This window comes from Brachybacterium avium (genome assembly GCF_002216795.1).
In the GTDB taxonomy this organism is placed as follows: Bacteria; Actinomycetota; Actinomycetes; order Actinomycetales; family Dermabacteraceae; genus Brachybacterium; species Brachybacterium avium.
The window spans coordinates 3,286,380-3,306,694 of the sequence record NZ_CP022316.1; the positions used below are offsets into that span (position 1 = coordinate 3,286,380).

General features: G+C 70.8%; 15 protein-coding genes and 2 pseudogenes. 14 read left to right on the forward strand and 3 right to left on the reverse strand.

Going from position 1 to position 20,315, the window contains the following annotated elements; translation table 11 throughout:
* Positions 1-5: 5 nt before the first annotated feature.
* The 14 genes and pseudogenes from CFK39_RS14720 (at position 6) to CFK39_RS14785 (ending at position 17,731) form a co-directional block, all read left to right on the forward strand.
* The gene (locus CFK39_RS14720) at positions 6-950 is read left to right on the forward strand and encodes an NAD kinase (protein WP_089066091.1); all 945 of its coding nucleotides are present in this window, start codon (positions 6-8) and stop codon (positions 948-950) included.
* 15 nt (positions 951-965) lie between these two features.
* Positions 966-2,714 carry a DNA repair protein RecN gene (gene recN / locus CFK39_RS14725; RefSeq protein WP_089066092.1) on the forward strand — a complete coding sequence of 583 codons (1,749 nt, stop codon included), beginning with the start codon at positions 966-968 and terminating at the stop codon, positions 2,712-2,714.
* Complete coding sequence (gene steA, locus CFK39_RS14730) at positions 2,711-3,886, forward strand: putative cytokinetic ring protein SteA (RefSeq protein WP_089066093.1); 1,176 nt, start codon at positions 2,711-2,713, stop codon at positions 3,884-3,886. The genes recN and steA overlap by 4 nt, the downstream gene beginning before the upstream one ends.
* Positions 3,887-3,901: 15 nt before the next feature.
* Entirely contained in the window at positions 3,902-4,963 is a 1,062-nt protein-coding gene (locus tag CFK39_RS14735; protein WP_089066094.1) for a copper transporter, read from the forward strand.
* Complete coding sequence (locus CFK39_RS14740; protein ID WP_089066095.1) at positions 4,960-5,793, forward strand: hypothetical protein; 834 nt, start codon at positions 4,960-4,962, stop codon at positions 5,791-5,793. Before CFK39_RS14735 ends, CFK39_RS14740 begins: the two co-directional genes overlap by 4 nt.
* Complete coding sequence (gene murJ / locus CFK39_RS14745) at positions 5,790-7,646, forward strand: murein biosynthesis integral membrane protein MurJ (RefSeq protein WP_089066096.1); 1,857 nt, start codon at positions 5,790-5,792, stop codon at positions 7,644-7,646. Before CFK39_RS14740 ends, murJ begins: the two co-directional genes overlap by 4 nt.
* Before the next feature lie 104 nt (positions 7,647-7,750).
* Positions 7,751-8,560, forward strand: a pseudogene (locus CFK39_RS17550) (glycosyltransferase); the annotation flags it as partial.
* A gap of 204 nt (positions 8,561-8,764) precedes the next feature.
* A complete protein-coding gene (locus tag CFK39_RS17555; RefSeq protein ID WP_089066470.1) occupies positions 8,765-10,537 on the forward strand; it encodes a CTP synthase in 1,773 nt (590 codons plus the stop codon).
* A gap of 4 nt (positions 10,538-10,541) precedes the next feature.
* The gene (locus tag CFK39_RS14760) at positions 10,542-11,216 is read left to right on the forward strand and encodes an NUDIX domain-containing protein (RefSeq protein WP_245822707.1); all 675 of its coding nucleotides are present in this window, start codon (positions 10,542-10,544) and stop codon (positions 11,214-11,216) included.
* A gap of 587 nt (positions 11,217-11,803) precedes the next feature.
* Positions 11,804-13,324 (forward strand): sugar ABC transporter ATP-binding protein, encoded by a 1,521-nt coding sequence (locus CFK39_RS14765; RefSeq protein ID WP_089066097.1) that lies wholly within the window; start codon positions 11,804-11,806, stop codon positions 13,322-13,324.
* Positions 13,317-14,420 carry an ABC transporter permease gene (locus CFK39_RS14770; RefSeq protein WP_089066098.1) on the forward strand — a complete coding sequence of 368 codons (1,104 nt, stop codon included), beginning with the start codon at positions 13,317-13,319 and terminating at the stop codon, positions 14,418-14,420. Before CFK39_RS14765 ends, CFK39_RS14770 begins: the two co-directional genes overlap by 8 nt.
* Before the next feature lie 85 nt (positions 14,421-14,505).
* Entirely contained in the window at positions 14,506-15,564 is a 1,059-nt protein-coding gene (locus tag CFK39_RS14775) for a substrate-binding domain-containing protein (protein ID WP_089066099.1), read from the forward strand.
* Positions 15,565-15,669: 105 nt separating this feature from the next.
* Positions 15,670-16,682: pseudogene (locus CFK39_RS14780) on the forward strand (Gfo/Idh/MocA family protein).
* Between the two features lie 44 nt (positions 16,683-16,726).
* The gene (locus CFK39_RS14785) at positions 16,727-17,731 is read left to right on the forward strand and encodes a sugar phosphate isomerase/epimerase family protein (protein ID WP_089066472.1); all 1,005 of its coding nucleotides are present in this window, start codon (positions 16,727-16,729) and stop codon (positions 17,729-17,731) included.
* A gap of 140 nt (positions 17,732-17,871) precedes the next feature.
* On the opposite strand, the gene CFK39_RS14790 is transcribed toward CFK39_RS14785, so the two are convergent.
* From CFK39_RS14790 to msrB, 3 genes are all read right to left on the reverse strand, one after another.
* Positions 17,872-19,068, reverse strand: coding sequence for an HRDC domain-containing protein (locus CFK39_RS14790; protein WP_089066100.1), 1,197 nt, complete (start codon positions 19,066-19,068; stop codon positions 17,872-17,874).
* Positions 19,065-19,703, reverse strand: coding sequence for a DUF3000 domain-containing protein (locus tag CFK39_RS14795; RefSeq protein ID WP_089066101.1), 639 nt, complete (start codon positions 19,701-19,703; stop codon positions 19,065-19,067). The genes CFK39_RS14790 and CFK39_RS14795 overlap by 4 nt, the downstream gene beginning before the upstream one ends.
* A gap of 118 nt (positions 19,704-19,821) precedes the next feature.
* A complete protein-coding gene (gene msrB / locus CFK39_RS14800; RefSeq protein ID WP_089066102.1) occupies positions 19,822-20,256 on the reverse strand; it encodes a peptide-methionine (R)-S-oxide reductase MsrB in 435 nt (144 codons plus the stop codon).
* Positions 20,257-20,315: the final 59 nt, after the last annotated feature.

The window sequence follows — 20,315 nt, forward strand, 5'->3', positions numbered from 1 at the left end:
CCACCATGCGACGGTTCCTCCTGTACGTGCACACGGGTCGGCGAGCCGCCCTGCGGGCGATGCTCAACGTGCTCGAGGAGCTCCGGCTGCGGAACGTGCGCGGCGTCGTCGTCGACGATCAGGTCGACGAGATCCTCTCCCTGCCCGAGAACATGGCACCGCCGAAGCTGCTCACCTTCCTCACCAACGGCGCGGTCGACGTCCTGGACGCGGTCTCTGCCGCGGATGCCGTCGAACTGGGGATCGTGCTCGGCGGCGACGGCACCATCCTGCGGGCGCTCGAGGCGGTGCGCGCCGCTGACCTGCCCGTCCACGGCGTCAACCTCGGGCATGTGGGCTTCCTCGCCGAGAGCGAGGTGGAGGACCTCTCGATCACGGTCTCGCGCCTGCTGGACGGCGACTACGAGGTCGAGGAGCGCTCGACCCTCGAGATCACCGTGCTCGACGCCCAGGACCAGCTCATCGAACGGCACTGGGCGCTCAACGAGGCCTCCCTGGAGAAGGCCGATCGGAAGAAGATGATCAACGTCGCCATCGAGATCGACGGGCGACCCGTCTCCTCCTTCGGCGCGGACGGAGTGCTGCTGTCCACCCCCACCGGTTCGACCGCCTACGCCTTCAGCGCCGGTGGCCCGGTGATCTGGCCCGAGGTCGACGCGATGATGTTGATCCCGTTGGCGGCCCACGCGCTGTTCGCCCGGCCGCTGGTGCTCGGGCGCTCCTCCGAGGCCGCCGTGGAGATGACCCTCGACAACCGCGACGATGCGATCCTCATCCTCGACGGCCGCCGCAGTGCGGACATCACCGCAGGCATGCGCATCGAGGCTCGACTGTCCGCGCAATCCGTGAAACTGGCACGACTGGCCCCGACCCCCTTCGCGGACAGGCTGGTCGAGAAGTTCCAGCTGCCCGTCGTGGGCTGGCGGGGGCGCGACCCCCGCACCCGCTGAGGCAGGAAGGGCTCCATGCTGTCCACGCTCCGCATCCGCCATATCGGCGTGATCGACGACGCGATGCTCGACTTCGGTCCCGGCTTCACCGCCCTGACGGGGGAGACCGGTGCCGGCAAGACGATGATCGTCACCGGACTGACCATGCTTCTGGGCGGTCGGCTGGACCGTGGCCGCACCAGTGGCGCCAGCACCGTGGACGGCACCCTGTCACTGACCGGGCACACCGAGCTCGCGGACTCCCTCGACGAGCTCGGCGCCGAGGAGGACGACGGTGAGGTGCTGGTGGTGCGCCGCGTCACCCGTGATGGTCGCTCCCGTGCACAGATCGGCGGCGTGCCCGTCCCGATCGGCACCCTGTCCCGGCTGGTGGGCACCGCAGTGACCGTGCATGGCCAGTCCGACCAGCAGCGACTGCGCGATCTCGACGCCCAGCGGGAGGCGCTGGACCGCTTCGCGGTCGCTGAGATCGGGCCCCTGCTCGATCGGCACCGGACGATCTGGCGCGAACGCTCCGATCTCGCCGGGCGGCTGACCGAGCTCGATGCGCTGCTCACCGAGCGGGACCGGCGCGGCACCGCCCTGCGGGAGGCTCTCGAAAGGCTCGAGCAGACCGATCCGCAGGAGGACGAGGACCTCTCGCTGCGGGCGGAGATCGAACGTCTCGGCAACGCCGAGGAGCTGCGTGGCGCGGCCGGCCAGGCGGCGCTGGCTCTGGTCGGAGACGACGACGGCCCGGCCGCGGCCCCGCTGCTGGCCATCGCCGCCGAGGCTCTGGGCCGGGCTGCGCGCACCGACCCCACGCTCGCGCCCCTCGTCGAACGGCTCGACTCCGTGCGGATCGAGCTCTCGGACATCGCCGCGGAGATCTCCCGCTATGCCGAGGACATCGATGCCTCCCCCGGGCGGATCCAGGAGGCCAATGAGCGCCTCCACGAGCTGACGCTGCTGGTGCGGGACCTCGGCACCATGCTGCCGGGTGCCGACGGGCCGGCCGAGGACATCACCACCCTGCTGTCCACCTCCCGCAGCGCGGCCATCGACCTGGACCGCTTCGAGGGCGCAGAAGAGGAGCGCGCGACGACCGCCACCAGGCTGGCGCAGGTCGAGGACGAGCTCACCGCTGCGGCCGAAGCCCTCACCGCGGCCCGTACCGCTGCCGCCGCTGCACTGTCCACGGCTGTCCAGGAGGAGCTGCGCCACCTCGAGATGCCCGATGCGGACATCCGGGTGGAGGTGACCGCTCAGAGCCATCGCTCCCACGGCCGGGACGCCGTCGCGATCCTGCTCGCCCCGCACCCCGGTGCCCAGCACCTCCCGGTCGCCCAGGCCGCCTCCGGTGGCGAGCTCTCCCGGGTGATGCTCGCTCTCGAGGTCGCACTGTCCTCTTCGCGCCAGGATCGCTCCGCCGCGCCGGTGTTCGTCTTCGACGAGATCGATGCGGGGATCGGGGGTCGGGCGGCCCTCGCGGTGGGCCAGCGGCTGGCACGTCTCGCCCGGCACGCACAGGTGATCGTCGTGACCCATCTGCCGCAGGTCGCCGCCCACGCCAGCACCCACCTGCAGATCGTGAAGTCCTCGAGTGACGGCACCACCAGCTCCACTGTCCAGACCCTCGAGCGGCCGGCCCGGATCAGGGAGCTGGCGAGGATGCTCGCCGGTGACGACGCCTCCGACGTCGCCCTCGCCCACGCCGAGGAGCTGCTGGACGAGGCGCGTGCCGGGGCCGCCGGGCAGAGCTCCGCACCGGGAGTGCGGCGATGAGCGTCGAGGTCTCCGTCACGGGGATCGCCCGGCTGGGCAAGCGCACCAAGGACCTCACCAAGCGGCTGCAGCCCGGGGACATCGCGATCATCGACCACGAGGACATCGACCGGGTCGCCGCCGAGGCTCTGGTCGAGCGCGAGCCGGCGGCCGTGCTGAACGTCGCGGCCTCCACCTCGGGTCGCTACCCGAATGCCGGGCCACGGATCCTGGTCGACGCCGGCATCGTGCTGGTCGACGATCTCGGCGAGTCCGTGTTTGAGGAGATCCGGGACGGGCAGTCGATCACGGTGGCGCGGGAAGAGGTGCTCCTCGATGATGCGGTGATCGCGCACGGCACCCGCCAGGATGACGCGACCGTCACCGCGTCCCTCGAGGTCGCGCGCGAGGGCCTGTCCGAACAGCTCGAGCTGTTCGCCGAGAACACCATGGAGTACATGCTCCGCGAGCGGGATCTGCTGCTGGACGGGATCGGTGCCCCGGACGTGCGCACCCGTATGGACGGCCGTCCGGTCCTCATCGTGGTGCGCGGGTACCACTACAAGGAGGACCTGGCCACGCTCAAGCCCTTCCTGCGCGAGAACCGCCCGATCATCATCGGTGTCGACGGGGGAGCGGATGCGGTGATCGAGGCCGGCTTCCATCCCGACATGATCATCGGTGACATGGACTCCGTCTCCGACCGCGCTCTGCGAGGCGGGTCCGAGCTGGTCGTCCACGCCTACCGCGACGGACGCGCCCCGGGGATGGAGCGCCTCGCCGAGCTGGCTCTCGCCGAGGACGCGATCTCCTTCCCCGCCTCCGGTACCAGCGAGGACATCGCGATGCTCCTGGCCGACGAGAAGGGAGCCTCCGTGATCGTCGCCGTCGGCACGCACGGCACCCTCGAGGAATTCCTCGACAAGGGCCGTGCCGGCATGAGCTCGACCTTCCTCACCCGGCTGCGGATCGGCTCCAAGCTGGTGGACGCCAAGGGTGTCTCCCGCCTGTACCGTCAGAGGATCTCGACCCTCCAGCTGGTGCTGCTGGCACTGGCCGGGCTCGCCGCACTCGCCGTCGCGCTCTGGGCGACCCCCGGCGGGCAGGCACTGGTCCAGATCCTCGGCGCCCGCCTGGACGGGATCCTGTCCTGGTTCACCATGCTGTTCTCACCCCGGGTCACCGGGGCGTAGGAGGAACCCGACCTCGTGATCGATTTCCGATACCACCTCGTCTCGCTGATCTCCGTGTTCCTGGCACTGGCCGTGGGCATCGTGCTCGGCGCCGGTCCGCTGCGCGAGAACCTCGGCGACCAGCTCGCCGGCCAGGTCGAGCAGCTGCGCACGGAGCAGGAGCAGCTGCGCTCCGACGCGGAGGAGCTGTCCACCAAGAACGACCAGCTGGCGACCTTCGTCTCGGAGCTCGGCCCGGAGCTCGTCGCCGGCAACCTCGCCGGGAAGCAGGTCGCGGTGATCACCGACGACGGCTCCACCCGCCCGGGCATCGAACGCATGATGACCCTGCTGGGCGATGCCGGGGTCGAGTCCCCGACGCGGATCGGCCTGCAGCCGGCGCTGTGGTCCCCGGACGCCGACGGGGAGCGTGCCGCGGCGGTGGGGGAGATCAGGTCCATCGCGCCGGCCGCGCTCACCGCTGATCCCGATGGGGAGCTCACCGATGCCGCGCAGCTGTCCGGTCTGATCCCGAACCTGCTGCGCGGGGGTGAGGAGCTCCCGCCCGAGCTGCGTTCGCAGCTGTGGCAGGTGCTGATCGACCATCAGCTGATCGTCATCGACGGCCATGCCCCCACCCGGGTGGATGCGGTGATCTATACCGGCGCCGCCCCGGAGGAGCTCTCCGTGGAGACCGAGGACGAGGCCGTCGCGACCGAGCGCGCGCAGGCGCTGCTGGCCTCCCAGACCCACCTGCTCACCGAGCTCGCCGGCACCGGCCTGCCCGCCGTCGTCTCCGCTGCCACGCCCGGCAACGACGCCTCCACCGGTATCCTGCGCACAGTGCGGGGCGACCGTGCCTTCGATGCGCTCTCGACCACGGACCGGCTCCAGGAGCCGGACGGGCCGCTGCTGTCCGTGCTCGCCCTGATCGAGCAGACCCGCGGCGGGTCCGGAGCCTATGGCACCACCGGCGACGCCGAGGAACGCCTGCCGGTGCTGCCCGAGACGCGGGGGATCGAGGGCGCGCTCCAGGACCAGGGAACCGGCGATGCGGGCGCCGACCCGCAGCCCTCCGACGGGGGAGGGGAGGGATGACCCCTTCGCTGTGTGGAGAGCTGCGACGGCGCAACTTCGCCGGTCGCGAGGTGAGCCTCGCCGAGGGCGCCCTCGTCATCGCCGGCGCCACCTTGGTGACGGCCCGGGGCGGCCGGGCCACGGATGCCCTCGCCGTGGCCGGGATCGGTATCCTCGGCCTCGCCGATGACCTGCTGGAGCCGCGCCTGCGCCGCGCCGGACGCCCCGTCTCCAAAGGGCTGCGGGGCCATCTCGGTGCCCTGCGCACCGGCCATCTGACCACCGGCGCCGCCAAGGCGCTGGGCATCCCGCTGGTGGCGCTGGGCGCTGCGGTGGCCGCGCCGTCGCCGCGAGGCGGAGCGATCGTGGTGGCCGATGCCGCTCTGATCGCAGGCTGTGCGAACCTCGCCAATCTCCTGGACCTGCGACCCGGCAGGGCGCTGAAGGCGGTGCTGCCAGCCGCCGCGCTCCTGTCCCTAGGATCGCCGCAGGACCAGCGTGGAAGCAGCGGGCGCCACCTCGCCCTCGCCGCCGCCGTACCCGGACTGCTCGCCCTGCCCGCGGACCTGCGCGAGCACGGCATGCTCGGCGATGCGGGGGCGAACGTGCTGGGAGCGGCCGTCGGGGGCGCGGCGACCCGGCGCCTGCCCCTCCCGGCCCGGCTGACCCTGCTCGGTGCCGTCGTCGCGCTGAACCTGGCCAGCGAACGCGTCAGCTTCAGCGCCGTCATCGAGCGCACCGCGGCGCTGCGCGCCCTGGACCGCCTCGGCCGTCGTCCCGCGAGGGCGCCCGCCGCCGGCAGCGATGAACCGCACGCTGCGCCGGGCACGGATCCCGAGGCGCCCCGATGAGCCCGGCCGCCCCGAGACCCGCCCCTCGCAGCTCGATCGCCCGTTCGGTGCTGCGCGGCGCAGGGGTGATCCTGGTGGTCACCATCTTCGCGCGCATCCTCGGATTCGTCCGCTACCTCGTCTTCGGTGCGAGCATCGGCGCCGGCGACGTCGGCACCGCCTACTCCACCGCGAACATGCTGCCCAACGTGCTGTTCGAGGTCGCCGCCGGCGGCGTGCTCGCCGCTGTTGTGGTCCCGCTGATCGCCGGGCTGGTGCCCGAGGGCAACCCCTCCGCTCACGCCGCTGCCGACGCGAGCGGCACCTCAGCCGCCGCCGGCACCACCACGACCGCCGCCGGCACCACCACGACCGCCGCCGCCACGACCGCAGTCGCCGCCACCGGGGCGCCGCGCCCAGTGAGCGAGCAGCTCGTAGCCGGCGAGGAACCTGCCGCAGGGGAGGGGCAGGCCGTGGACAGCGGCACCGCCCTCGCCGACCGCATCGTCTCGACCCTGCTGACCTGGACCCTGCTGGGCACCGGAGCGCTGGCCGCCCTGGTGATCCTCTTCTCCGGCCCGCTCGCCCAGCTGCTGCTGGCCGCCGATGGCCCGGCGGAGTCAGGAGTCCCGCTGGGCGCGGCCCTGCTGCGGATCTTCGCGTTCCAGCTCCCGCTGTACGGGATCTCCGTGGTGCTGGCCGCCTATCTGCAGGCGCGCCGGCGCTTCTTCTGGCCCGCGATGATGCCGCTGCTGTCCTCGGTGACGGTGATGATCTCCTATCGCGTCTACGCCCACCTGGTGCCGGCGGTCGCCACCTCCACCACCATCAGCCAGGGCGCCGTGTGGTGGCTCGGCTGGGGGACCACGGCCGGGGTCGCCACCATGGCGCTGCCCGTCGTGGTGATGTCCCTGCGCTCGGGATTGAGCCTGCGTCCCTCGCTCACCATGCCGCCGGGCTTCGGCCGCCGCGCCCTGGCGCTCGGAGGGGCCGGGCTCGGCGCCGTCGGCGCCCAGCAGCTGGTCCTGGCCCTGGTGATGCTCCTGGCGATGCGGGCTGGTGGTGTGGGCACCCTGCCCGTCTTCCAGTACGGCCAGGCCCTGTACCTCCTGCCCTACGCGGTGCTGGTGGTGCCCCTGGTCACCTCGGTGTTCCCGCATCTGTCGGAGCTGCGACTGGTCGGTGACCGCTCCGGCTTCGCGAAGGTCGCCGCGGCCTCGGTGCGCACGGTGATGGCGGTCTCGGTGGTCGGCGCCGCCATGCTGCTGGCCGCCGGACCCGCCCTCGAGCAGTTCTTCCGCCTGATCGACCGGGCCGGGGCGACCGGTGTCGGCTCCACCACGGCCGCCCTGGCGCTGGGACTGGTCGGCTTCGCGGTCGCGACCCAGTGCACGCGGATCCTCTCCGCCGCGCTCCGCGCGCGTGACGCGCTGCTGGTCGGTTCGCTGGGCTGGCTGATCGCCGGTGTGGTGATCCTGGCCGTGGTGCTGCCGAGCCCGCAGCGCTCCGCCGCGGAGGCCGCGACCGTCTTCGCGCTGGCGATGGCGCTGGGCATGGCGCTGGCCGGGCTGATGGGCCTGGCGCGGATCGCCGACGTGCTCGAGCACGGTGGCCACCTCGTCCAGGTGCGTCGCACTGCGCTCGTGGTCCCGATCGCGGTGCTGGGCGGCGGCATCCCGGGCCTGCTGCTCGGGAAGAGGCTGGTGACCGCGGACGCGGGAGAACCCCGCACGGTGCTGATCGGCATCCTCTGCGGGCTGGTCGCCGCGCTCCTCTCGGCAGCGCTGATGGCTGCCGCCGATCCCGAGACCACCCGGCGTCTGGCGCACCGGTTCAGGGGCGGCCGCTACGGCGCATCGAGGTCAGCGCAGTGAGGATCCTCCTGGTGCGCCCCGCCGCGAGCGGCGGGCTGGCCGCCCATGTCGACCACGAGCTGGCTCTGCTCGCCGCTGCGGGCAGGGAGGTCGCCGAGGCCCCGGTGCGGATCGGTGAACGTCCTCATCCGCTCTCGGACCTGCGCACCGTGCACACGCTCCGAGCGGTTCTCGGTGCCCAGCCCTCACCGGTGACGCTGCACGCCCACGGGCTGCGTGCCGGAGCCCTGTCGGCTCTCGCGGTGTGCGGCCGCCGGCGGCACAGGCTCGTGGTCACGCTGCACAACCGCACCGTCGGCTCCCGTGCGACCCGCGCTGTCGGCGCCGGACTGCTGCGGATCCTGGCCGCCGGCGCCGATACGGTGCTCGCCGTCTCCCCGGACCTCGCGGAGACCGCGCGCCGCGCCGGGGCCCAGGATGTGCGGCACGCCGTGATCCCTGCACCGCAGCCGCGCGCCCCGGGACCCGGCGGGCCGCCTGCTGCGGTCGGCGGCGCCGCGAACGCACAGCCCCACGCCGAGGCGGATCCGCTGACCGAACGGCTCGAGATCCTGGTGATCGCCCGCCTGGCCCCGCAGAAGGGGCTGCATGACCTGCTGGACGTCGCCGCGATGCTCCGCGACACCGCTGCGGTGAGGATCCGGGTCGCCGGGGACGGACCGCTGCACGAGGAGCTCGCCGCCCGGATCCGCACCGAGCGGCTCCCGGTGGAGCTGCTCGGGCGCCGCAGCGATGTCCCCGCGCTGCTCGCCTCCGCCGATCTGGTGGTCTCCGCCGCCCAGTGGGAAGGCCAGCCGGTGTCCCTCCAGGAGGCGCTCCGTGCGGGGCGAGCCATCGTGGCGACCGATGCGGGTGGGACGCGCTGGGTCACCGGGGAAGCAGCCGAGCTGGTCCCCGTCGGCGACGTCCGCGCGCTGACCGCCGCGATCACGGCGTTCGCGGACCCCGCGCGGCGCCGCATCGCCGAGGCCGCCTCCAGGCGCCGGGCCCGGAGCCTGCCCACCCCGAGGACCTGCTCGCCCAGCTCGACGAAGTGCTCGCGGGGGACCCCGGCGCCTGGTAGGTTGAGGGTCCGTGGCAGATACCAGCGCGAGAACCCCCAGCCGGGCACCGGCCCCATCCCCAGGGTCGGGGCGGCCTCCACGGCCAAACCGTTTCGGAATCCGGGCATCACCAGGCACATCTTCGTCACCGGCGGAGTCGTCTCGAGCCTCGGCAAGGGGCTGACAGCCTCCTCCCTGGGGATGCTGCTGAGCAGCCGCGGCCTGCAGGTGACGATGCAGAAGCTGGATCCGTACCTCAACGTGGATCCGGGCACCATGAATCCGTTCCAGCACGGCGAGGTGTTCGTCACCGAGGACGGCGCCGAGACGGATCTGGACATCGGCCACTACGAGCGCTTCCTCGACGAGGACCTCACCGCCCATGCCAACGTCACCACCGGGCAGGTGTACTCCACCGTGATCTCGAAGGAGCGGCGCGGCGCATACCTCGGGGACACCGTGCAGGTCATCCCGCACATCACCGATGCCATCAAGGAGTCGATGCGCGCCCAGGCCGGCTCCGGCACGGACGTCATCATCACCGAGATCGGCGGGACCGTCGGAGATATCGAGTCCCAGCCCTTCCTCGAGGCCGCTCGCCAGGTGCGCCAGGACCTCGGCCGCGAGAACGTGTTCTTCGTGCACGTCTCCCTGGTGCCCTTCATCGGCCCTTCGCAGGAGCTGAAGACCAAGCCCACCCAGCACTCCGTGGCCGCGCTTCGCTCCATCGGCATCCAGCCCGATGCGATCGTGCTGCGTGCGGATCGGCAGCTGCCCAGCTCGGTCAAGACGAAGATCTCCGCGATGTGCGACGTCGACCTCGACGCAGTCGTCACCTGCGCGGATGCGCCGTCGATCTACGAGATCCCGCTGGTGCTGCACGGTGAGGGGCTGGACGCCTACGCCATCCGGCGGCTCGACCTGCTCAGCCATGACGTCGACTGGTCGCAGTGGGAGGAGCTGCTGCGCCGGGTGCATGATCCCGCCTACGAGATCACCGTCGCCCTGGTCGGCAAGTACGTCGACCTGCCCGACGCCTACCTCTCCGTCACCGAGGCGCTGCGCGCCGGCGGGTTCCATCACCGGGCACAGGTGGCGCTGCGCTGGATAGAAGCTGACCTCTGCGCACGTCCCGAGGACGCCGCTGAGCAGCTGAAGGACGTCGACGCGATCGTGGTGCCCGGCGGGTTCGGGATCCGCGGGGTCGACGGGAAGGTCGGCGCCCTCCACCACGGCCGCATCCACGGCGTGCCCACGCTCGGCCTGTGCCTGGGAATGCAGTCCATGGTGGTCGAGTACGCGCGTCACGAGCTCGCTCTGCCCGCGGCCCACTCCACCGAGTTCGATCCCGGCACCGACCATCCGGTGGTGGCCACGATGGCGGAGCAGGAGGACATCGTCTCCGGCGAGGGCGACCTCGGCGGCACCATGCGGCTGGGTTCCTACCAGCACACTCTGGTGGAGGGATCGCTCGCCGCACGCGTCTACGGCACCACCGAGGTCTCCGAGCGGCACCGCCACCGCTACGAGGTCAACAACAGCTACCGGGACCGGCTGCAGGAGGCCGGGCTGCGGATCGCCGGCACCTCACGCCTCGACGATGGCCGGTCGCTGGTGGAGTTCGTGGAGCTCGACCCCGAGGTGCACCCCTTCTACATCGGCACCCAGGCTCATCCCGAGCTGAAGTCCCGCCCCACCCGTGCGCACCCGCTGTTCGCGGGCCTGATCGGGGCGGCTGTCGAGCTGCAGAAGGCGACTCGGCTGCTCGAGGTCCCGCCCTCCGGCCAGGACGAGACGGGGCTCGAGACCATGAGCCGGACCGGGCCCGGGACGAGCACACAGGAATGAGGACATGAGCATGGATGAGCACACCACCGATCAGGCCAGGACCCGCCCCGAGGCCCCGCTGCGGGACGAACCCGGGCAGCGACCCGTCGCCGCCCGACGACAGCTCCTCGACGGCATGGTCTTCGACCTGGTGCGGGACACTGTCGACTTCGCGGACGGCGTGCGCTTCGATCGCGAGTACGTCTGGCACACCGGTGCCGTAGCGGTGCTCGCCCTCGACGAGGCGGACCGGGTGCTGATGATCCGGCAGTACCGGCATCCGGTGGGCCATGAGCTCTGGGAGATCCCGGCGGGGCTGCTGGACCAGGGCGGCGAAGCACCGCATCTCGCCGCCGCCCGGGAGCTCGCTGAGGAGACCGGCTACGACCCCACCGGGATGCGGACCCTCGTGGACCTGCGACCCAGCCCGGGCGGCAGCGACGAGGTAATCCGCGTCTACCTCGCCACCGGCGTCCGCTGCAGCGAGGACGAGTACGAGCGCACCGACGAAGAGGCCGAGCTGGTGCCCAGGTGGGTGCCGCTGCGCGAGGCGATCACTGCGGTGCTCGAGGGGCGCATCACCAACGCCACCACCGTCGCCGCCGTGCTCGCGCTGCAGGCGCTGCGTGCGTGCGGTCAGGACCCCGACGAGCTGCGCCCGGCGGACACTGCGTTCATGGCACGGCCCGGCAGGGACTGAGCAGCCGAATCCGGGCGGGATCCACCCCGGCCCATGGACGTCGGCCAGCGCCTCCAGACGTCCCTCGTTGCTGCGCTGGCAGAGTATCTGTCTGCCACCCGGCCCCGCGATCTGGCCATTATCCGCGGCGGCCTCGACCAGGATCGTGACGTCGGCAGTGCGCTGCTTGTTGGCGGGGACGTCGAAGCCGTCCCCGCCGGGCATGATCGGCGGAGACTTTGGATGGCCCGCGTCGTGCGCGACGGGTTCCGGCACGCCGATCTCGACTCTGAGAGGCCTCGCCCGCCGGGGCCAGTAGACCCGCGGCGAGCAGCTCCTCGGTCCGGGCGGTGACTGCGGGCCGGCAGACCCAGTGGAGGCGACCAGTCCGGAACGGGTCCTCGGCGCACCGTCGCGGAAGAACACGCCCAACGCCCGGGGCCTGCCTGGGTTGCTTGCTTCAGGTCGCGAGCTCCAGGGGGGGGGGAGAGTTCTCAGGTCGACGGCCAGAGGACGGTCACGACTTCTGGGAAGCACCATGTCTAATTCGAGTTACGACAGCAACCCTTTGGTTCTCTTGCTAACTAAACCCCCCTAGGCTGGTGATTATGGTCACAGCAGAGTCGTCGGCGCCCTTGCTGCGCGTCACGAACCTCGTCAAGCACTTCCCGGGCGCGAAGGCTCTGGACGGGGTGGACTTCGACGTCCGTGCCGGGGAGGTCCACTGCCTCCTCGGACAGAACGGCGCCGGAAAGTCCACTCTCATCAAGGTCCTCGCCGGTGCGCACCAGCCCGACGACGGGGAGATCCACTGGGAGGGTCAGGCGGTGACTATCCCGTCGACCACCAAGGCGCTCGGCCTCGGCATCGCGACCATGTACCAGGAGCTCGACGTGGTCGACGGCCTGACCGTGGCGGAGAACATCTACCTCGGGCACGAGCTCTCCCGTGGCGGCATCCTCCGCCACGCCGAGGCGCGCACCCGCACTCTTGACCTGCTGCGCCGCCTTGGGCACCCCGAGATCCTCCCCGGTCAGGACGTGGGAAGCCTGTCTGCGGCCGGCAAGCAGGTCGTCTCCATGGCCCGCGCGCTCTCCCACGACGCACAGGTGATCGTCATGGATGAGCCCTCCGCCGTGCTGGACCCCGAGGAGGTCGTTAATCTCTTCCAGGTGGTCGAGTCGCTGATCGCCGAGGGTCTCGCCGTCATCTACATCTCTCACCGGCTGGAGGAGATCCGGCGCATCGGTGACCGGATCACCGTGCTCAAGGACGGCAGGACCGTCGCCTCGGGACTCGCAGTGGCGGAGACTCCGACCGGTGATCTGATCGAGCTGATGACCGGCCGTCGCGTCGAGAGCGATTTCGGCGGTGCCGGCGTCGAGGCGTTCGGCGAGGTGATGCTGCGGGTCGAGGGTCTGGCACTGGACGGAGTCTTCACGGACGTGAGCTTCGAGGTCCGCTCCGGGCAGATCCTCGGTATGGCGGGCCTGGTGGGCGCCGGTCGCTCCGAGATCCTCGAGACGCTCTACGGCGCTCGGCCCGCGGCCGCCGGCACCATCACGGTCGGCGGACGGCCGATGCGCACCGGTTCCGTCGTCCGCGCCGTGGCCCGGGACATCGGGTTGGCTCCGGAGGAGCGCAAGAGCCAGGGGCTGCTGCTCGACGAACCGGTCTACCGCAACATCACCCTGTCCACCTTCGCTCGGTTCGCGCGCGGGGGGTTCCTCGACGAGCGAGCCGAGCGCCGGGCCGCCGTCGAGCAGATAGAGGCGCTTCACCTCGCGCCTGCCGATCCTGACCGCCAGATCCGGACCCTATCCGGAGGCAATCAGCAGAAGGCGATGCTCGCGCGCTGGCTGGTGCACGGCTGTGACGTGCTGCTGCTGGATGAGCCGACCCGCGGGGTCGATGTCGGGGCGCGCGCCGAGATCTACGGGCTCATCCGTCGGCTCGCGCGGCAGGGCACTGCCGTCGTCCTGGTCTCCAGTGAGATCGACGAGGTGCTCGGTCTCGCGGATCAGGTGCTCGTCGTCGCGGACGGCACCGTCGTGCACAGCGGACCCGCAGAGCAGATCGACGAGCACGGAGTGCTCGACCTCGTCATGGAAGGAACCGCACATGAGTGAGCAGGCTCAGCGCAGCGGAGAGGGGGCCGCACCTGACGAAGGCGCAGGCGTCGACCTCGGCAACGGTCCCGTGCCGTCGGACGTGCCCACGAGACAGCTCGCCGACGGACCGGACGGGAGGGGCACCCGCACGCGTCGCGGCCGCAGCGTCGGGCTGGGCCGCAGCCTCGGGCTCATCATCGCGCTACTGCTCATCTGCGTGGTGGGCGGGCTCACCGCCGGGGACCGCTTCTTGGACATCGACAACGTCCTGACCATCGTCCGTGGTGCCGCGGTCATCGGAGTGGTGAGCATCGGGATGACCTTCGTCATCACCGCCGGTGGCATCGACCTGTCGGTCGGCTCGGTGTTGGGACTGGCGAGCGTATGGGCCACCACCCTCGCCACCCAGGCCATGGCCGAGGACGTGCACTGGATCGTGATGGTCTTCACCGGCGTCGCGGTCGGAACCGCAGCGGGCGTCGTCAACGGGATCGTCGTCTCCTACGGCAAGGTCGTCTCCTTCATCGCCACCTTCGCCATGCTGATCGCCGCGCGTGGCCTCGCCGAGATCATCTCCGGTCGCGGGACCCAGCTCGTCACCGACAACGACTTCGCGACGTTCTTCAGCGGCGTCCTCCTCGGCATCCCGACCATCGTGTGGATCTTCCTCGTGGTCGCCGCTATCGGCTGGGTGGTGCTGAATCGGACCACCTTCGGTCGCCGGACGGTCGCCGTCGGCGGCAACCCCGAGGCCGCCCGCCTGGCAGGGATCAACATCCGGCGTCACACCGTCTACGTCTTCGCCCTCAGCGGTTTCACCGCCGGCCTCGCCGCGGTGATGATGCTGGGTCGCACCGGAGCCGGCAGCTCCACGAACGGGACGCTCTACGAACTCGATGCCATCGCGGCCGTGGTCGTCGGCGGCACGCTCCTGATCGGCGGCAGGGGCACGATCGTCGGCACCGTGATCGGCGTGCTCATCTTCCAGACCCTGACCAACGTCTTCGTGTTGAACAACCTCTCCACCTCCGTGCAGGCGCTCGTCCAGGGCGCGATCATCGTGATCGCGGTCCTCCTCCAGCAGCGCTTCGTCGGTCGCGCCAGATCGACCTGACCGACATGTCCCGCATCCCGGCCTCTCCCCGACGTTCCCCGATCCGTCCGTGCCAGTCCCTCACCACCTACAAGGAGCTACTCCCATGACTGCATCGATGACGCTGCGTCGCCGTGTCACGGCCTCCCTCGCCGTGCTGGCCTCCGCCGCACTCCTCGCCTCGTGCACCGGAAACACGCCGGAGACCGTCGAGGAGGGGAGCGGCGGTGGCGACGTGAACGTCGGCAGCAGCAACGACGAGACCGGAGAGACCGTCACCATCGGATTCTCCGCCCCGGCCGCCGATCACGGGTGGATGGGGGCGATGAGCACCCGCGCTCAGGAGGTGGCCGATGAATACGACGACGTCGAACTGCTGGTGGCAGAGGGCACCAACGACGTCAACCTCCAGATCAGCCAGATCGAGACCTTCATCAACAACGACGAGGTGGACGCGATCGTGGTTGTCCCATTCGACGGGGCCGCACTGACCGGAGTTGCGCTGAAGGCGATGGAGGCCGGGATCCCGGTCATCAACGTCGACCGCGAGTTCTCCGACCCCAACGCTGCCCGGGTGACCGTGATGGGTGACAACTACGGGATGGGCCACAACGCCGGTGAATACATATGTGAGCGGGTGGGTGACGACCCTGACGCGGTGATCGCCGAGGTCACCGGCATCTCCTCCCTGCCCCTGACCGAGGAGCGCACCCAGGGATTCGTCGATGCGCTCGGTGAGTGCGGCCAGGACGTCGACAACCGCGTCGCTGCGGACTTCACGGTCCAAGGCGGCGAATCGGCCACCTCCAACCTGCTGCAGGCGGCCCCCGAGATCGATGCCATCTGGAACCACGATGACGATCAGGGCGTGGGCGTGCTGTCCGCGATCGAGAATGCCGACCGCGATGAGTTCTTCATGGTCGGTGGGGCCGGATCGGCCAACATGATGCGCCACATCCAAGAGGGCGATTCGGTCGTCGAGGCCACTGTGGTGTACCCCGCCAGTCAGGCCGCCAACGGCGTGGCGCTGGCCCGTCTGCTCGCCCAGGACAAATCGATCTCCGACCTCGTCGAGAACGAGGTGCCCCGTCAGGTCCAGCTCTACGCGCCGGTCGTGACCGAGGAGAACGTCGACGAGTACCTCGACTCGGCTTTCGAGTCCTGAGCCGATCCGGGATCCCGGTGCCGGCGGCGCCCCGACCTCACGGGTGCCGTCGCCGGCCGGGTCCGCTCTCTCCTCTCCCGTTCGTCTGAAGAAGGAGGATGTGCCATGACCACCGCCCCCTGCCCGCTGCGTATAGCGATGTTCGGCTACTCCTTCAAGGGGCGCGCCCATTCCCAGGCGTGGCGCACGGCGCCACGATTCTTCGACCTGCCGCACGCCTCTGAGATGACTGTTCTCGTGGGGCGCGACCGCGAAGCGGCCGCCCGGGCGGCGGACCGGCTGCAGTGGGCGGAGGTGGAGACCGACTGGCGCCGCGTGCTGGAGCGCGAGGACGTTCGACCTGGTGGACATCTGAACCCCGGGCGATACCCATGCCGAGATCGCCGAGGCGGCTCTGGCGGCCGGCAAGCATGTGCTCGTCGAGAAGCCGATGGCCAATTCTGTGCCGGAGGCTGCGGCCATGGCCGCTACCGCTGCCGCGGCTCGGCAGCACGGGGTGCGCTCCATGGTCGGCTTCACCTACCGCCGGGCCCCGGCCCTGCAACTGGCCCGTCGCCTCATCGAGGAGAGCCGCATCGGGCCGATCCGGCAGGTGCGCGCTCAGTACCTGCAGGACTGGGCCGCCGACGAGCAGGCGCCGCTGTCCTGGCGGGTGGACAGGGACCAGGCGGGCTCCGGGTCGCTGGGGGACATCGGCGCCCACATCGTCGATCTCGACCCGGATGGCCTGGGGGCGCAAGAACGCGATGCGCATCGAAGTCAGAGGAACCTCCGGCTCCCTCTCCTTCGACTTCGAGGAGATGAACGTGCTGCACTTCTACGACGCCGACGAGGACGCCCGCACCGCCGGGTTCCGGCGGATCCTGGTCACCGAGCCGGAGCATCCGTTCATCGAGGCCTGGTGGCCCGCCGGCCATGGCCTGGGCTATGAGCACGGCTTCACCCATCAGGTGGTGGACCTGGTACGGGCGATCGCCGAAGGGGCGGATCCCGATCCGTCGTTCGACGACGGCTTGCATGTCCAGGCCGTCCTGGAGGCTGTGGAACGTTCCGCCGCCGCTGCTGGTGCTGCTCAGCAACTGACGTCCGACACAGGTACGACCTCACCGATCCGATAGAGAACCCGGGCTTCGGCCCCGTCCAGAAGGAAGGCATGACGACCATGGCACGACCGATCACGCTGTTCACCGGCCAGTGGGCCGACCTACCGTTCGAGGAAGTGGCTCGCCTCGCCGGTCAGTGGGGATACGACGGACTGGAGATCGCCTGCTGGGGCGACCATCTGGACCCGTGGCGCGCCGCCGAGGACGACGCCTACGTGCAGAACCGGCTCGACATCCTGGGCGAGAACGGATTACAGGTGTTCACCATCTCCAATCATCTCAAGGGACAGGCCGTCTGCGACGATCCGATCGACCAGCGCCACCGGGACATGCTCCCGGACCGCATCTGGGGCGACGGCGAGGCCGAGGGAGTGCGCCAACGCGCTGCCGAGGAGATGAAGATGACCGCCGTCGCGGCCGCCCGGCTCGGCGCGAGCACCGTCAGCGGCTTCACCGGCAGCTCGATCTGGAAGTACGTGGCGATGTTCCCGCCGGTCTCCGAGGAGCTCATCGAAGCCGGCTACGCCGACTTCGCCGAGCGCTGGAACCCGATCCTGGACGTGTTCGACGAGCAGGGGGTGCGGTTCGCCCTCGAGCCCCATCCCTCGGAGATCGCCTACGACTACTGGACCACCCAGCGCACGCTCGAGACCATCGGCCATCGCGAGGCCTTCGGGATCAACTGGGACCCCTCCCACTTCACCTGGCAGGATCTGGATCCGGTGGGCTTCCTGTGGGACTTCCAGGACAAGATCTTCCATGTGCACTGCAAGGATTCCAAGCGCAGAATGGTCAACGGTCGCAACGGCCGGCTGGGATCCCATCTGCCCTGGGCCGATCCGCGCCGCGGCTGGGACTTCATCTCCACCGGGCACGGTGACGTGCCGTGGGAGGACGCCCTGCGAATGCTCAACAGCATCGGCTACGAGGGCCCGCTCTCCGTGGAGTGGGAGGACGCCGGCATGGACCGTCTCGTCGGTGCTCCCGAGGCGCTGGAGTTCGTGAGGAGGCTGTCCTTCGAGCCTGCCGACGCCGCCTTCGACGCCGCCTTCTCCACCCGTTGAGCGGGGCGGTCGTCGACGCGATGGGAGCCGCCGCGTCGACGACCGCAGGTCGCTGACCACGCCATGGGCGCAGGACGCGCCTTCGCAGTGAGCGCGGATGCGGTGTCCCGGGGAGGTTCTGGGGCGGAATGCCGGTGCGCTCAGCCCTCGGTCAGCGCCCGATGGATCACCGGCGCCGCCTGCTCGACCTGCCAGGGCCGCGCCCCGAGCTCGGCCAGCTGATCGGCGAGCTCGGGCTCCGCCGGCGCCTGCTCGTGCTCCCATACCCACCGGCGCAGCAGCGCGGGCTGCAACAGGTTCTCGGGCGGCATCTCGAGGTCCTCGGCGCGCTCATTCGTCGCAGTGCGCACCAGCTGGTAGCGCTCGGACACCTCGGGGTACTTCTTCGACCAGAGCTTGTGCGGCGGGGGATAGGAGCGCTCGGTGCGCTCGGGCAGATGCGCGGCCGGCAGCTCCAGACCGGTCCGGGCCGCCTGCCACCAGACGTCCTTCCGACGCATCTTCGACGGCAGAGCCCTGTCGAAGGCCTCCCTCCCCCGAGGAGCCTCCTTCGCCGCCGCCACCAGATCACGATCCTTGATCACGCGGTGGGGGGAGAGATCCTCCGCACCGGCGATCTCATCCCGGCGGGTCCACATCTCGCGCGCCACGGCGAGCTGACGGACCGAACGCAGAGTGCCGAGGCCGTGCAGCCCCCGCCAGCTCGAGGAGCGGGTGGGTCCGTGCTCACGGGTTCGTTCGTGCTCGAACTCCTGCGCGGCCCATTCCTCCTTGCCGGCGGCCCGCAACCGCTCCTGCAGGATGTCGCGGACCTCGACGAGGACCTCGACGTCGAGGGCCGCATAGGTGAGCCAGCCCTCCGGCAGCGGTCGCTTCGACCAGTCTGCCGCGGAATGCTCCTTGGCCAGGTGCAGTCCCAGAGTGTCCTCGACGACCGCGCCGAGACCCACCCGCTCCATTCCCAGCAGCCGGGCGGCGAGCTCGGTGTCGAAGAGCGAGCCGGGCCGCAATCCGATCTCGGCGAGGCTCGGCAGATCCTGGCCCGCAGCATGCAGCACCCACTCGCGCTCGGCGAGCAGCGACCTCAGCGTCCCCGGCATGGTGAAGGCCAGCGGATCGATCAGAGCGGTGCCGGCCGTATCGGTGCGCAGCTGCACCAGATAGGCGCGTGAGCTGTAGCGGTAGCTCGAGGCGCGCTCGGCATCCACGCTGACCTGCTCCCCCGGAGCGGAGGCCGCGGCCTCGCACCACGCCAGCAGCGGCTGAATGCGGTCGGTGACCGGCACCAGACCGTCGCGCGGAGCATTCAGAGCGGTGACGGCGGGAGAATCAGTCACCGGATGTCACCGGCCTCCTCGGGGCGCGGAGCCCTCGCATGGTGGGTGGGGGCGATCGGGGCGATGCGGGGCGGCGCCGGCGGCAGCCCGCCGGCGGCGGCGAGCATCGCGGTCCAGGCCGCGAAGTGCGGGGCCAGATCGATGGCCTTCTCCGGGTCCTCTGCCTCCAGCGGCTCCGGGGTCCAGGAGACTCGCATCTCGACGTCCACGGTCGAGGGGCGGGAGGCCAGCGCGCCGTAGGACTGGGAGACCACGCGGGTGGTGGTGCAGCCCAGCTCGCGGGCATCGGCCTCATGGAGCTGGAGGGATTCGGTCACCCAGGACCAGGCCACGTCACCGAGCATCGCCTCGACCGCGAACTCGGGCTCCAGCTGCGCCTGCACCAGTGCGACCATCCGATAGGTGCCGTCCCAGGACTCCTGGCCCGCGGGATCGTGCAGGATCACCAGGCGGCCGGAGGCCAGCTCCTCGTCGTGCACCAGGATCTCACCCGTGCACGCCCAGGTCGACGGTGCCATCCGGGAGGGCGCGGGAATCGTGCGCCAGGTGAACTCCGCACGCTGCGGTGCGGAGGTCATGGCGTCGACGGCAGCGCGGAAGATGTCGTCGCCGGATCGGATCTCGTGGACTGGCACGCAGGGAGGCTATCGCCGGGGACCGGACGAGTCCGGCAGGCGCGCCGTGCCCCGCTCCTCCAGCACCCGACGGCGACGAAGACGCGACGGAGGCCGGACGGGACGGAGCGAGGTGTGCTCAGGCGGGCGCGTCGTCGCTGTGGACCAGGCTGAGCGAATTGATGCAATAGCGCTGGTCGGTGGGCGTGGGGAATCCCTCGCCCTCGAAGACGTGGCCGAGGTGAGAGCCACAGGCGGCGCAGCGCACCTCGATGCGTCGCATCCCCAGCGAGGAGTCCTCCAGCAGCTGGACCGCCTCCGACTCGGCGGGGGCGTAGAAAGCGGGCCACCCGCAGTGGGCGTCGAACTGGGTGGAGGCGGTGAACAGCTCGGCACCGCAGCCCTTGCAGGCATAGGTGCCGGCCGGCCGCACCTCCTCGTATTGGCCGGAGCCGGGTCGCTCGGTGGCGCCCTGCCGCAGCACCTGGAACTCGGCGGGCGAGAGGCGCTCGCGCCACTCCAGGTCGCTCACCGAGATGGGGTAGCGGTCAGAGCTGATGGGCTCGGTGGACATCGGGAGAGCCTCCGATCTGCGACGCCGACGAGCGCCGCTCGCGCGGGCGGGAGATCCGC